The sequence below is a fragment of the Methanothermobacter thermautotrophicus genome (assembly GCF_014889545.1).
GTDB lineage: Archaea > Methanobacteriota > Methanobacteria > Methanobacteriales > Methanothermobacteraceae > Methanothermobacter > Methanothermobacter thermautotrophicus_A.
On the sequence record NZ_QKOF01000006.1, the window covers coordinates 91,824 to 104,396 of the forward strand.

Annotated in this window: 14 protein-coding genes and 7 tRNA genes; 15 read left to right on the plus strand and 6 right to left on the minus strand. The window is 47.6% G+C overall.

The features are described from left to right. Positions 1–2: 2 nt before the first annotated feature. Positions 3–1,352: an Asp-tRNA(Asn)/Glu-tRNA(Gln) amidotransferase subunit GatB gene (gene gatB / locus DNK57_RS04825; RefSeq protein ID WP_192961918.1), complete on the minus strand. Its 1,350-nt coding sequence runs from the start codon at positions 1,350–1,352 to the stop codon at positions 3–5. Between the two features lie 67 nt (positions 1,353–1,419). After that, positions 1,420–2,421: a radical SAM protein gene (locus tag DNK57_RS04830; RefSeq protein ID WP_192961919.1), complete on the minus strand. Its 1,002-nt coding sequence runs from the start codon at positions 2,419–2,421 to the stop codon at positions 1,420–1,422. Positions 2,422–2,564: 143 nt separating this feature from the next. On the opposite strand from DNK57_RS04830, the gene DNK57_RS04835 reads away from it, so the two are divergent. From DNK57_RS04835 to DNK57_RS04885, 11 genes are all read left to right on the plus strand, one after another. Further along, positions 2,565–2,954 (plus strand): zinc ribbon domain-containing protein, encoded by a 390-nt coding sequence (locus DNK57_RS04835; protein ID WP_192961920.1) that lies wholly within the window; start codon positions 2,565–2,567, stop codon positions 2,952–2,954. Positions 2,955–3,102: 148 nt separating this feature from the next. Continuing rightward, a tRNA-Asn gene (locus tag DNK57_RS04840) sits at positions 3,103–3,175 on the plus strand. Between the two features lie 4 nt (positions 3,176–3,179). Next, positions 3,180–3,253: transfer RNA gene (locus DNK57_RS04845), tRNA-Ile, on the plus strand. Positions 3,254–3,271: 18 nt separating this feature from the next. Continuing rightward, positions 3,272–3,346, plus strand: a tRNA-Glu gene (locus DNK57_RS04850). 46 nt (positions 3,347–3,392) lie between these two features. Continuing rightward, a tRNA-Leu gene (locus tag DNK57_RS04855) sits at positions 3,393–3,476 on the plus strand. 18 nt (positions 3,477–3,494) lie between these two features. Next, positions 3,495–3,570, plus strand: a tRNA-His gene (locus tag DNK57_RS04860). Between the two features lie 159 nt (positions 3,571–3,729). Continuing rightward, positions 3,730–3,972, plus strand: a complete 243-nt coding sequence (locus tag DNK57_RS04865; RefSeq protein WP_226891073.1) for a hypothetical protein — start codon at positions 3,730–3,732, stop codon at positions 3,970–3,972. A 9-nt stretch (positions 3,973–3,981) separates the two neighbouring features. Beyond that, positions 3,982–4,392, plus strand: a complete 411-nt coding sequence (gene hjc, locus DNK57_RS04870; RefSeq protein WP_192961921.1) for a Holliday junction resolvase Hjc — start codon at positions 3,982–3,984, stop codon at positions 4,390–4,392. A 45-nt stretch (positions 4,393–4,437) separates the two neighbouring features. Beyond that, a tRNA-Cys gene (locus tag DNK57_RS04875) sits at positions 4,438–4,509 on the plus strand. A gap of 19 nt (positions 4,510–4,528) precedes the next feature. After that, positions 4,529–4,670, plus strand: a tRNA-Trp gene (locus tag DNK57_RS04880). 28 nt (positions 4,671–4,698) lie between these two features. Next, complete coding sequence (locus DNK57_RS04885) at positions 4,699–5,316, plus strand: MBL fold metallo-hydrolase (RefSeq protein WP_192961922.1); 618 nt, start codon at positions 4,699–4,701, stop codon at positions 5,314–5,316. A gap of 161 nt (positions 5,317–5,477) precedes the next feature. Here DNK57_RS04885 and DNK57_RS04890 read toward each other — a convergent pair whose 3' ends face one another. The 3 genes from DNK57_RS04890 to DNK57_RS04900 form a co-directional block, all read right to left on the minus strand. Beyond that, positions 5,478–6,128: a potassium channel family protein gene (locus DNK57_RS04890; protein WP_192961923.1), complete on the minus strand. Its 651-nt coding sequence runs from the start codon at positions 6,126–6,128 to the stop codon at positions 5,478–5,480. Between the two features lie 132 nt (positions 6,129–6,260). Next, complete coding sequence (locus DNK57_RS04895) at positions 6,261–7,691, minus strand: TrkH family potassium uptake protein (protein ID WP_192961924.1); 1,431 nt, start codon at positions 7,689–7,691, stop codon at positions 6,261–6,263. 225 nt (positions 7,692–7,916) lie between these two features. Next, complete coding sequence (locus DNK57_RS04900) at positions 7,917–8,138, minus strand: TRAM domain-containing protein (protein WP_013296439.1); 222 nt, start codon at positions 8,136–8,138, stop codon at positions 7,917–7,919. Between the two features lie 154 nt (positions 8,139–8,292). Between DNK57_RS04900 and DNK57_RS04905 the strand changes: the two genes are divergently transcribed. The 3 genes from DNK57_RS04905 (at position 8,293) to DNK57_RS04915 (ending at position 11,088) form a co-directional block, all read left to right on the plus strand. Next, entirely contained in the window at positions 8,293–8,784 is a 492-nt protein-coding gene (locus tag DNK57_RS04905) for a metallophosphoesterase (protein ID WP_192961925.1), read from the plus strand. 67 nt (positions 8,785–8,851) lie between these two features. After that, complete coding sequence (locus DNK57_RS04910) at positions 8,852–9,868, plus strand: UPF0104 family protein (RefSeq protein ID WP_192961926.1); 1,017 nt, start codon at positions 8,852–8,854, stop codon at positions 9,866–9,868. A gap of 164 nt (positions 9,869–10,032) precedes the next feature. Next, a complete protein-coding gene (locus tag DNK57_RS04915) occupies positions 10,033–11,088 on the plus strand; it encodes a sensor histidine kinase (protein WP_226891075.1) in 1,056 nt (351 codons plus the stop codon). On the opposite strand, the gene DNK57_RS04920 is transcribed toward DNK57_RS04915, so the two are convergent. After that, a complete protein-coding gene (locus DNK57_RS04920) occupies positions 11,077–11,424 on the minus strand; it encodes a hypothetical protein (RefSeq protein WP_226891076.1) in 348 nt (115 codons plus the stop codon). The two genes, DNK57_RS04915 and DNK57_RS04920, sit on opposite strands and share 12 nt — an antisense overlap. A 216-nt stretch (positions 11,425–11,640) precedes the next feature. Between DNK57_RS04920 and fhcD the strand changes: the two genes are divergently transcribed. After that, entirely contained in the window at positions 11,641–12,534 is an 894-nt protein-coding gene (gene fhcD / locus DNK57_RS04925) for a formylmethanofuran--tetrahydromethanopterin N-formyltransferase (RefSeq protein WP_192961928.1), read from the plus strand. Positions 12,535–12,573 lie beyond the last annotated feature (39 nt).

The window sequence follows — 12,573 nt, forward strand, 5'->3', positions numbered from 1 at the left end:
CCTCAGATCCGTTCCTTTATCAGTTCAACGGTGCGTTCGGGTTCAGCCTTGCCGCGGGTCATCCTCATGACCTGACCAACCAGGAAGTTTATGGCTGCCTCCTTACCGGCATGGTAATCCTCAACAGCCCCTGGATTCTCTCTTATGGCCTGTTCAACGGCCTTTATAACTTCAGATTCATCTATGATGCCTATAAGTCCCATTTCAGTTGCTATATCGCGGGGGCCCTTTGTATTCAATGGCATTTTCTCTATGATCTTCTTGGCGGCCTTGCTCGTTATCTCCTTCTTCCTGATCATTGTAAGGAGCTCGATGATATCCTGGGGTGTTATCATGCTTTCTGCAAAGCTTATTTTGTTGTAGTAGAGCACCCTCTTCAGCTCATCCCTCATCCATAGGGCGGCAAATTCTGGGTCTATTGACGCTGCAACCTCTTCGAATGCGTCTGCAAGCTCCAGCTCTGATGTGAGGACCCGGGCATCCTCCTCCCTCAGGCCGTACTCCTCCATGAAACGCTTCACCTTCAGGTGGGGTGCTTCAGGTATAATCTCCCTTATGCCCTCAACAGCATCATCAGTGAACTGCATTGGTGGAAGGTCAGGGTCAGGTATGTACCTGTAGTCCTCTGCCTCCTCCTTGAGCCTCATTGAAACCGTTATCATCTGTGACTCAAGAAAGGCCCTTGTTTCCTGTTTAACCTCAACACCCCTCTTCAGGAGGTTCTTCTGTCTTACCATCTCAAATTTCAGGGCCTTATAGGCGCCCTTAATTGAGTTTATGTTCTTTATTTCAACCCTCTTCCCACCCTCAAGGGATATGTTGACGTCTGCCCTCATGGTACCCTCACCACGGGCACAGCCACTGTACTCGAGGACCCTTATGAGTTCCCTGAGGAAGTTCCTGGCCTCCTCAGGGGAGTTCATGTCGGGTTCTGTGACTATCTCAATGAGGGGTATCCCTGACCTGTTGAAGTCCACTGTCCCCTGATCGGGCCTGTACTGGCCAGGATCCTCCTCGATGTGGACCTCCCTTATCCTGACACCGTTTAGCTCACCCTCAAGGCCCACGGGTACGGATGTCCTCTGATAACCCGAGGGGAGGTCAGGGTAGTTGTAGTGCTTACGCATGAAGTAGGTGATCTCAGGGTTTATCCTGCAATCGAGCATGAGGGCAATTTTAATCGCACCTTCAAGGGCGCTCCTGTTTGGAGGGTATGGTTTGGCTCCGGGCTGGTTGAGGCAGACCGGGCATATGTTGGTGTTTGGTGGGGCGTCCTGGTAGTCTGTGGGGCACCTGCAGAAGAGCTTTGATCTGGTGTCAAGCTGAACATGAATTTCAAGACCACATTTCATCTTAATGTTTATTCCTCCCTTTTCATGATCCGGTGAACTTCAGAGTTATATTATTATCATCATTTACTTAAAGCAATTTAAGATTTTTCAGACACCCCTCAACGTATCTTTCTATGAAGGGGTCAAGTTCAGGGTAGGACCTCCCATTCATGAGTCTCTCAAGGTCTGTGAATGTACCGCTGAGTCTTCTTCCAGCCCAGTGGACCTCATCCTCAACACGCCTACCATAAGCTGTGCCGAACATCTTGAAGAGGGGGAACTTGGTTATCCCGTTGGCTCCGCCGAGGACCAGGGGCCCTATACTGCCAAGGTTATCTATCCAGGTACCTGTTATGATTTCAAGCTCCGGAAACTCTATGCGTGTAGCCGCCACCGTCCCTGCATAGTAGAGGGTGGATGGCTGGGGCTGGTTTTCAAAGGGGGTGCCCTCATGGGGGTTAAGGGCATAGAAGGTGACGCGATCTATTTTCAGGTCCCTTATGAATCCAAAGAGGTGTGTGAGGTCTTCGGGTGTTTCCCCGAGTCCAAGGATTATGGTTATACCCTTCCTGAACCCGAGTTCATCTGCTTTTTCCAGCATTGAGATTATGTCTTCCCGTGGCTTGCTTGGGCATAGCCTTCTCTGAAGCTCGGGCCTTGCAACCTCAAGGGCCCCTGTTATACCGGCAACCTCTGACCCGTAGATCTCCAGTTCAGATGTTATGCCTGTGTTGAGCCATACAGGGGCGTCTGTTATGTCCCTTATCCTCTCAGCGATACTCTTTATTTCCATTCCAGAGAAGGAGCCATAACCCCCTGAAAGGAACTCTATGTTCCATCCGATCCTTCTACAGATCTCTGCCTCTGCCAGTATGGCGTTTACGTTTCTCCTGGCCATTGAAGGATCCTTTATCCTGGGCTTCTGGGTGCTCATGTAGCAGAAGGCACAGTCACCCCTTTCACACCACCAGGATAGAAAAACAGCCCTCTCGAGGCTTATCATGTCACCATGTTTTTTCAGGGTTATCTTTCCAGCCTTCTCTATGAGTTCGAGGATGTTTCTTTCCTTCAACGATTCTATAACATTCATATGTAACACTTGAATAAGATGATAAGTGAAGTCCTTTGGTTGTGGAACTTTGTCTACCGGTCAACTCTATGATACCACATCTACTGCAGAATACTTTATAAAGTTTCATTGAGATAAACTTTGATGCTAACGAGGAGGTTGAAATGGTCTACTGCCCAAGATGTGGTGAGCGAAATCGTGAGGGTTCGAGGTTCTGCAGAAACTGTGGAACCCTCCTTGAGGAAAAACCCCTCAAATCCAGGTTCATTTCAGGAGAATTCAGGGAGACCCCGGTGAGGGAAGACCTGCGGGCGAAGCCCAGGGAAACTTCCAGGGGCGGATTTGAGTGGGATACTGTGATAATGGGCGCGGTCATCCTTGTGATCCTGACGGTCATTCTTGGCAGATTAATGGGTCTGCTGGGAGTTCTCGCAGCCATGATCATACTCCTCATCTATGTATCCTCGGCTGCGAGGAGAAAGTCCTCTGCACCGCTCCTGATCATCATGGCAATCGTAACTGCCGCCGCGGCATCGGCCCTCTTCGGTATCTGAGCACACCCTCATCATGTAGTGATGTCTGCAGAAGGGGACCATGAACCGAAAACTTTATATATGATGGGTATAAATCTAATTGTACGCCTTGGGATGTGCACCACAAACCACTGGTTTGTTGCAAGCAAGGGACTTGTACTTGGCAGGTGCCGCCGTAGCTCAGTAGGTAGAGCGTTCGGCTGTTAACCGATTGGTCACAGGTTCGAGCCCTGTCGGCGGCGTCATGGGCCCATAGCTTAGCCAGGTAGAGCGCCCGGCTCATAACCGGGCGGCCATGGGTTCGAATCCCATTGGGCCCACTTAATCGGTAATCAGAGGCTCCGGTAGTGTAGTCCGGCCAATCATTTCGGCCTTTCGAGCCGAAGACTCGGGTTCAAATCCCGGCCGGAGCATTCTTTACCTTTTACTGGATTATTCTTCATATTCATCATCATCGCTGCGGGGGTGCCCGAGCTGGCCAAAGGGGACAGGCTTAGGACCTGTTGGCGTAGGCCTACCAGGGTTCGAATCCCTGCCCCCGCACTGTGATATGATTCAACTGCCGGGGTGGGGTAGGTGGTTATCCTTCGGGACTGTGGATCCCGCGACTCGGGTTCAAATCTCGGCCCCGGCCCCATTCTCATCACTCATTCTCTCATCTAAACAGTGGCTGATTATTTCATAAAGGAAAACTATTTATTATCTCCCCCCTTAAGAGTATCTCAAAAATCCCTGGATGATCATATGATACGTATTGAGAGAACCTGCGCGTCCTTCAGAGCATCTGTAATTATTGATGGCACTGAAATCGGTGCCATGGAGGGGGTATACCTCACCCAGGTTCCTGAAAAACAGGTACCACTTCACAGGGACATTCATACGTTTCATACCATATGATGAGAGATTCAACCGCTCAGGCATAACCGTGGATATTCTACTCCATGATCAGAATCTCATCCTTAAGGATGCCCTCATTGACTGGCTCAATGAAACAGGGAGGGGAACCTTCAGGGCCCGGAGGATTGAGAGCCACATTTAGGGTGTTTCCATGGTCAAGAACGGAACACGTGGTGAGAGGGACCTTGTAAAGCTCCTCTGGGAAAAGGGATTTGCGGCTATGAGGGCACCGGCATCAGGGGGGGCAACAAAGAAACCTCTCCCTGATATAATTGCAGGCAACGGGGAGATATACCTTGCAATTGAAGTTAAAACCACATCCAGAGAAAGGATATATATTGATTCAGATAAGATTGGGGCCCTTGTGAGGTTCTCAGAGATCTTCGGTGCAAGGCCCTACATCGGGATAAAATTCAGGTACAGGGACTGGATCTTTCTCTCACCAGGCGACCTTGAACTGACACCGTCCTCCAACTACAGGCTTGACCTTGGTATCGCCCTGGAGAGGGGAAGGGACCTGGATGAAGTAACCGGCAACGACAGACAGACCCGCCTCAGATGACTGACCGCAAAGTTTAAATACTAATTCTAATATTAGTTACTTTATGCCAAGGTAGCTTAGTGGCGAAGCGGTGGACTGCAGATCCATTACACGTGAGTTCAAATCTCACCCTTGGCTTCAAATATTTTATATGCATGGGGTCATGGTGTAACCAGGCTATCATCTGGGACTCCAGTTGTCTTTGAAGAAAATGCGCGCTCTGACTACAGTATGATGACCAATTGGAGTACTGAGACAAGAGAAATCCTAGGATCTGGGTTCAAATCCCAGTGACCCCATCAACCCCCCTTTTTCTGAGGAATTTTTATGATCCAGAGATTTGGAGATATCATTGCAGTTGAAGGAACACTCTTTGATTCTAACATGTACATTCTGGGGGATACCATAGTTGACACCGGCACCGGCATGAACCCCGAAGCACTTCTGGCTAGAATTAGAGGTGCGGGGGTGGACCCCTCCGACATAAAACACATAGTGAACACCCACTGCCACTTTGACCACACAGGCGGTAACAGGCTCTTTGATGCTGATATATCCATACACAGCCTGGATGCAGATGCCCTCAGGGAGGGTGATGATACTAGGACTGTGGCCTACATGTTCTCGTCATCCATGGAGGCCATGGAAGTGGCCGTTGAACTGGGTGAAGGAGATTTTGTGGGTGACTTTGAGGTCATACACACACCTGGTCACACACCTGGATGCATATGCCTCTATGACGGCGAATCCCTCATCTCAGGGGACACGGTATTTGCTGATGGCGGTTTCGGAAGGGTTGATATTGGTGGTGACATTGCTGAGCTTTCAGATTCCATAAGGAGACTCAGAAAACTCGACATTGAGTATCTCTTCCCGGGCCATGGGCCATGGGTTGATAACGGGTCAAGGCACCTTGAACTGGCAGCATCTTTTCTCGGAGTTTAGCATCACATGCTTGTAGATTGCTTGTTTATATCCAGCAACCTTCTCAGTGCAATTCCCTCCAATTCAGAGCAGCAGATATTTTTTCATCAGATAAAGGACCATAGCCCGTCACATAAAAAGAAGAGGTTAGCTTTTCTCTGGCTCTGAGGTGGTGATCTCTTTTATCCTGTGAATTTTCTGGTGACCTCGTTCACAGCATCGGTCTTGACCAGCACGGATACCTTGGTACCCCTTTCAAGGATCATATCTGGCTGGGGTATTATGAGGTCACCGTTATTGTAGATGGCCACTATTATGTATTTATCGGTGGGGGAGACGTCACCAACCCTTTTGCCGACAACCTTGCTGCTCCTGATCTCCATGTCCAGGATCTCAGCATCCCCGTGCCCGAGGACTATCAGGTCAGCAACCTTTGGCCTTGTTATTAACTTCTCAAGGTAACCTGCAGCGGTCCGTTCAGGACTTATAACGTGGTCTATGCCAATCTTCTTGAAGGCATCTTCATAGTCAGGGTTGCTGACCCTTGCAATTATCTTGGGGATACTGTACTCCCTCACCAGTATGCAGCTGAGGAGGTTGGCCTCATCATTTCCTGTTGCAGCCACAAAGACATCTGCATTGGCTATGTTGGCCTCCTCAAGGGTCTTTATGTCTGTACCGTTCCCGCAGATTACAAGGGCGTCCAGCTCAACCGCAGCGTTTGCACAGAGTGTTTCATCGTTTTCTATGAGAGTAACATCATGTCCGTCTGATATGAGGAGGTTTGCAAGTGTTAATCCGACTCTTCCTCCACCCATTATAACAACATACATATCCACACCTTCTAAGTCAGGGCAAAATCAAGTTAACTTGTGTTTACTTGTGTTAAACCTCATCATTAATAAGGTTTTTCCAGTCAGGATAAGGGCATAAAAACCCTAGATCAATTTTTTAAGGGCTGAACATCAGCTTGCCTTGAAGGCCTCAACAAATCCACGTATAAGCACAAGTACGGGGATTATCTCAAGCCTTCCAAGCCACATGCTCAGTATGAGGGCTATCTTGGGCACAGCTGGCAGCGTGAAACTGGTTATACCCATGCTGAGTCCAACATTTCCCTGGGCAGATGCGGCCTCAAAGAGTGAATTTAGGGGGTCATAGCCATAGACAACAAGTACGGACCATGTGAAGAAGAGGAGGACGAAGTATAGGCTTATATAGGAACCCGCCTCCCTTATCTCGGTGTCGCTCACTGACTTTCCTGATAGTTTCCTTGGGATAACTGATCCCTCAGGGGCGAGTATTCTCAGGATCTCCCAGTAAATCCCCTTGAGGACGGTTATCACCCGTATTATCTTGACTGCCCCCGTGGTTGAACCGGCGGCCATTCCTGTGAGCATACATATTATGAGAACAAGCTTGAAGTATGCCGGCCATGCTACCATCTGGGATGGTGAACTTATGCTTGAACCTGTACAGCTAAGTGCAGATATAACATGGTAGATGGACTCCAGGGGGGCAACACCCCCCACGTAGACTGCAAGGATGGTGAAGATGCTTATAAAGACCACGGTGGCCTGCAGCTGTATATCATGGATCACCCTGAAAAAGTTACCCTTCAGGAGCTGATAGTGAACAAGGAAACTCGTACCCCCCAGTATCATGAGGAGCATGGTTACAAGGTAAACGGCGGTGCTATGGTAGTATCCTATGTTCATATTCTTAATTGACATCCCACCGGTGGACAGATTTGTCAGGGTATTGTTGACTGCGTCAAAGAGCGGCATCCCTGTGATGCCGTAGAGGACAATACCAATGAGGGTATAGGTTATGTAGATCCACCAGATGGTTTTGACGGTATTTGCTATGCTTGGTTTTATTCTTTCATCTCTAGCTTCGGACTTGTAGAGACGTGATGCAGCGGTACCTGGCCTTATGAGTATGCCTATAACAACTATAACCACACCAAGACCGCCGATCCACTGCTCAAGACTTCTTAAAAAAAGTATTGATCTCGGGAGGGATTCTACATCGGAGAATATGGTGAACCCGCTTCCTGTCCAGGCGGACATGTTCTCAAAGAATGCGTTTGTGAGGTCAATGCCGAGGGCAGACATCATTATAAGGCTCCCGATGATCCCTGCCCACAGCCATGCCAGGCATGCGACCATCATTCCATGCTTGAGGCGCACTGAACATTCCTCTGGCATGTATCTCTTGAGAACGGTTCCTGCGCCCAGAGAGATGGCTGCAGGTATAATAAAACTTTGCAAGTTACCCTCACCGTAGATGATGGCTATGAGGATGGGTAGCGCAACAACAAAACCCACGCCCTGCATTATTGTGCCAAGATACTTGCCAACTGTAAAAAGGTCCCTCTTTCCAATGTATCTCATAATACCAATATAAGAATGGGACCATTACAATATAAATTTTTAGAGACGATGCCTGAATATGCAGCAGATATCTATTTAATGTACTGACTGATACCAGATCAGGGCTTAAAATCAGTATATGATGTGGACAAATAACTTAAAAGTGGACCTGTGTCCTTTCCCTGAACTGAACTAAAAAATAAATTTCGATGAGTAGAAATCTACTCCAGAAATGTATACTTAAATCTATTCCACAACTTCAGCGAAAGCAAACTTGCGCCTGGTTGCACTTATCCTTATCTTGACCTCGTCGCCTACACCTGCACCAGGTACAAAAACAACAAAACCTTCAACACGGGCTATTCCATCGCCATCTCTGCCAAGGTCTTCAATCTTAACTTCGTACTCCTCACCCACATTCACCGGTGTGGAGTATGTTTCCTTCCTATAGTAGCTATCTCCAAACAATTCATCACATCCTTAGGTAGGGACACACAAGAATCAATTAATTAATTCAAACCAGAAACAGTAAGAAATAATCAATGACCATCATGCATCCCATACATACACTTAAGCATCATAGTATATAAATGTATGTGGAGTCATTAAGTACTATCACAGGGTGGTTTATTTGATCGGACTGATAGCTGATTCGCATGATAACCTTGAAGCAATAGGGAGGGCTGTTGATTACCTCAACAGGGAATCAGTAGACCTTGTTATACATGCAGGGGACCTCATATCCCCCTTCACGGCACCCGAATTCGCGAGACTTGAAATGAAATTTGAGGCGGTGTTCGGAAACAACGACGGGGAGAGGGATGGTCTCAGGAAGGCCTACAGTGGTCTAACAGAACTCTCAGACTTCAAGGTCCTCAGATTTGACGGCCTCCGCATAGCAGTTATCCATGGCCACGAGGTGGAGCTACTTGAATGTGTGATTGAGTCCGGTAGATATGACCTTGTTGTGACAGGGCACACCCATGAGAGGAGGTTCTCAGATTCAGGTACTCTGACCATAAACCCGGGGGAACTGTGCGGCTATCTCTCAGGTGAGAGGACGGCGGCCCTCCTTGACACCGACAGCATGGAATGTGAGTTTGTGAGTCTATGATGGAGCAGATTTAGGGCAGTAAAATACCCTTTAAGGAGAATCCTAATGGATAGGTATGTTGGTTTAAATGAAGCATAAGGGATCACTCTTAATAGTCATAGGAGTCGCGGCCCTCGCGGCGATGATACTTATAATCGGGCCCGGCGAGATTGAGGAAGCCCTAAGGAAGGCGGACCCCATCTATGTGGCCATGGCTGTGGCCCTGGAGTTCATCATACTCGCCCTTTTCACCATAAGGTGGTCAATAACAACTGGGGCGGTCTCAATAGATGTTGAAAAGAGGCACCTCTTCCCGATGCTACTTGTGGGCATGGCCATAAATAACCTCACACCCAGTGCGAGGGGCGGGGGAGAACCCGTGAGGGCCTACATACTTGGAAGGTATTCCAGGGCCTCCATGGAGTCAGCCTTTGCAACTGTCATCGCTGACAGGGGCCTTGACACATTCCCATTCATATTCCTGGCGATAATCACCATAATAGGCATGGTGCTCTACTTTGATCTATCCCAGTGGATATTGACTGCCCTGGTAGCCTCTGTTGCCATCATCGTGGCGGCATTCTTCCTGGCACTCTACGTATCCATCGACAGGGATGCAGGTGAAAGAATAACTGGATGGATCCTTGGAATTTTAAAGAGGTTCTACAGGAAGAACCATGAAAGGCTTGAAATGAGAGTGAGGAGTGCTCTCCATGAATTCCAGAGTACAATGAGGATAATGCTGGCCGACAGGAGGGTCCTCCTTTATGGCATACCAGTATCGTTCCTGCTATGGATCCTTGAGATCATAAGGGTTTACCTGGTATTTGCAGCCTTTGGGGCAGACATATCACTGCTTGTAATCGCTGAGGTTTTCATACTAGCCACCCTGATAGGGATGATACCCCTGCTTCCTGGTGGTCTTGGCGCTGTTGACGGTATAATGATAGTTTTCTACTCCTATGCAGGTGTCTCGCCATCTGTAAGTGCAGCTGCAACGGTTGTCGAGAGGCTCATATCCTTCTGGTTGATCTCCGCCATGGGCGTGGCGGTCATACCCTACTTTGGATCATCTGTTTCAGAGAAGCTTATGGATAAACTTTAAACATCGAGTTCGGTTGAGTTAGTTCAAGGGATTCCTGTGAAGGATAACATGCTTTATGCTCTGGATCCGGTCGGAATATTTAGGGACATTCACATGAAATATGGAAAATGATTTATTGTTTGATCGTGAAAGTTGTATATGTAGCCTTAGGTTAGGGGGATAAAATGCTTGAAAAGGTTTTTTTGACCGATAAGGTTCATGATGAAAAATTGTATGAAAAACTGGTGGATGAGATACGTTCATCACCAGACTACCTCAACCTTATACTGGAGTCTTCCAGTCCATGGATCCTGCAGGACATAAATGGATTCATACTTGACCTGAGCCAGTCCTTCGCAGATATCCTTGGCTATGACCCTGAAAATTTGAGGGGGAAGTATCTTCCAACCCTGCGGGCAGTTCCGCTCATCCAGAAATCAAGGCTGAGGATCCTGCTCGACAGGATGTCTGAGGAGCCACGTGAGTGCAGGGGCCTCTTCGAGTTCATTGATTCGGAGGGTGGTACGGTCCCACTTGAACTCAATCTCAGACCCCTTGAGATTTCAGGACAGGTATTCGTGCTTGTAACCGCAGTGGACGCATCAGATAGGATCAGGGAGATGGGAGAACTTGAAGAGAGAATATGCGAACTCAAAAACACTATAAACAGTCTCTACAGGCAGATAGACAGAAACCTCCAGCTGATCACCAGCATAGTTAACCTCCAGTTCCCATACATAAAGGACGAGGATGACTACGAGCTTCTTAGGGACACCCAGAACCGTTTGAAGTCCATAAGGAAGGCCTATGAGAAATTGATATATGAGGGATCATCTGATACCATAAACTTCGGGGCCTACGCCAGGAGCATTGTGTCGGGTATACTGAGCACATACTCCCCGGAACCCGGAAGGGTACGGCTTGAGATGTACTTTGAGGATGTTGATATGGTTCTGGAACTTGCAGTACCACTGGGCATGATACTCTCAGAGCTCCTATCCAACAGCTTCAGGCACGCCTTCAGCGAGGGGCAGGACGGCAAGATAAGGGCAGTTTTCAGGGATAAGGGGGATCATTACATGCTTGAGGTAAGGGACAATGGAAGGGGCTTCCCTGAGGGTCTGGACTTTGAGGGAGCAGATTCACTTGGCCTGCAGCTCGTGAGAAACCTCATCAACCAGATAGAGGCAAAAATTGATTATACGTTACCCCGGGGACCTGCTTCAGGGTTAGGGTTCTGAAGCCTTGATTATTGGAGCATTAACCTTCATGCTATTGTTCCAGTCGTCATATAGTATCATCAGTTCTGAAGCCTTGATTATTGGAGCATTAACCTTCATGCTATTGTTCCAGTCGTCATATAGTATCATCAGTTCTGAAGCCTTGATTATTGGAGCATTAACCTTCATGCTATTGTTCCAGTCGTCATATAGTATCATCAGTTCTGAAGCCTTGATTATTGGAGCATTAACCTTCATGCTATTGTTCCAGTCGTCATATAGTATCATCAGTTCTGAAGCCTTGATTATTGGAGCATTAACCTTCATGCTATTGTTCCAGTCGTCATATAGTATCATCAGTTCTGAAGCCTTGATTATTGGAGCATTAACCCTGACAATTCTGTCTATAAATCTGTGATGATTTCTGAACCTGAGTATTTACATCTATATGGTCTATAACCCACCCCTTGATCCATAGGAGCCTCATTCATGATTTTACAGTTATTTCTAAGCTGAATTGAAAGTAGAAAAATATATTAAACATTCTCCCAGTAAATCAACTAGGTGATAGTTATGGAGATAAATGGTGTTGAAATAGAAGACACATTTGCAGAGGCCTTTGGCATAAAGGTTTCAAGGGTCCTTGTAACCGCAGCAACAAAAAAGCTTGCCAGGATAGCAGCAACTGAGGCAACAGGTTACGGTACCTCAGTTATAGGATGCCCTGCAGAGGCAGGTATTGACTGCTATGTTCCACCTGAGGAAACACCTGACGGAAGGCCCGGATACATTATAATGATATGCAACCCATCCAAGAAGAGCCTTGACCATGAGCTCCTTGAGAGGATAGGGATGGGTATACTTACAGCACCAACCACAGCAGTCTTCGATGCACTGGATGATGAGGATGAGAAGCTCAACATAGGATTCAAACTCAAATTCTTTGGTGACGGCTACGAGAAGGAACTTGAGATTGACGGAAGGAAGATCCATTCAATCCCCATAATGTCAGGGGACTTCCTGATTGAAAGTGAGTTTGGAATAAAGGATGGGGTAGCCGGTGGAAACTTCTTCATAATGGGTGACAGTCAGGCATCAGCCCTACTGGCTGCACAGGCAGCTGTTGATGCCATAGCAGCAGTTGAAGGTACTGTAACACCATTCCCTGGTGGAGTGGTTGCTTCAGGATCCAAGGTCGGCTCAAACAAGTACAAGTTCCTCAACGCATCAACCAATGAGAAGATGTGCGTCACCCTCAAGAACGAGGTCGAGGACACCCAGATACCTGAGAACGTCAATGGTGTCTATGAGATAGTCATAGACGGTGTTGATGAAGAGGCCGTAAGGGAAGCCATGAAGGAAGGTATAAAGGCTGCCTGCACAGTTCCAGGCATAATAAAGATAAGCGCAGGAAACTACGGTGGTAACCTGGGAGCCTACAAGATAAAACTCCATGACCTCTTCTGATGTTTTTAACATCCTTTTATTCATAACCCTGAATTATCA

Coding starts and splice junctions, on each gene's coding strand:
- gatB (WP_192961918.1), bottom strand. CDS start 1,352: ATGAAATGTGGTCTTGAAATTCATGTTCAGCTTGACACCAGATCAAAG.
- DNK57_RS04890 (WP_192961923.1), bottom strand. CDS start 6,128: ATGTATGTTGTTATAATGGGTGGAGGAAGAGTCGGATTAACACTTGCA.
- DNK57_RS04865 (WP_226891073.1), top strand. CDS start 3,730: ATGGCACTGAAATCGGTGCCATGGAGGGGGTATACCTCACCCAGGTTC.
- DNK57_RS04920 (WP_226891076.1), bottom strand. CDS start 11,424: ATGATACTATATGACGACTGGAACAATAGCATGAAGGTTAATGCTCCA.
- DNK57_RS04830 (WP_192961919.1), bottom strand. CDS start 2,421: ATGAATGTTATAGAATCGTTGAAGGAAAGAAACATCCTCGAACTCATA.
- DNK57_RS04885 (WP_192961922.1), top strand. CDS start 4,699: ATGATCCAGAGATTTGGAGATATCATTGCAGTTGAAGGAACACTCTTT.
- fhcD (WP_192961928.1), top strand. CDS start 11,641: ATGGAGATAAATGGTGTTGAAATAGAAGACACATTTGCAGAGGCCTTT.
- DNK57_RS04915 (WP_226891075.1), top strand. CDS start 10,033: ATGCTTGAAAAGGTTTTTTTGACCGATAAGGTTCATGATGAAAAATTG.
- DNK57_RS04835 (WP_192961920.1), top strand. CDS start 2,565: ATGGTCTACTGCCCAAGATGTGGTGAGCGAAATCGTGAGGGTTCGAGG.
- DNK57_RS04910 (WP_192961926.1), top strand. CDS start 8,852: ATGAAGCATAAGGGATCACTCTTAATAGTCATAGGAGTCGCGGCCCTC.
- hjc (WP_192961921.1), top strand. CDS start 3,982: ATGGTCAAGAACGGAACACGTGGTGAGAGGGACCTTGTAAAGCTCCTC.
- DNK57_RS04895 (WP_192961924.1), bottom strand. CDS start 7,691: ATGAGATACATTGGAAAGAGGGACCTTTTTACAGTTGGCAAGTATCTT.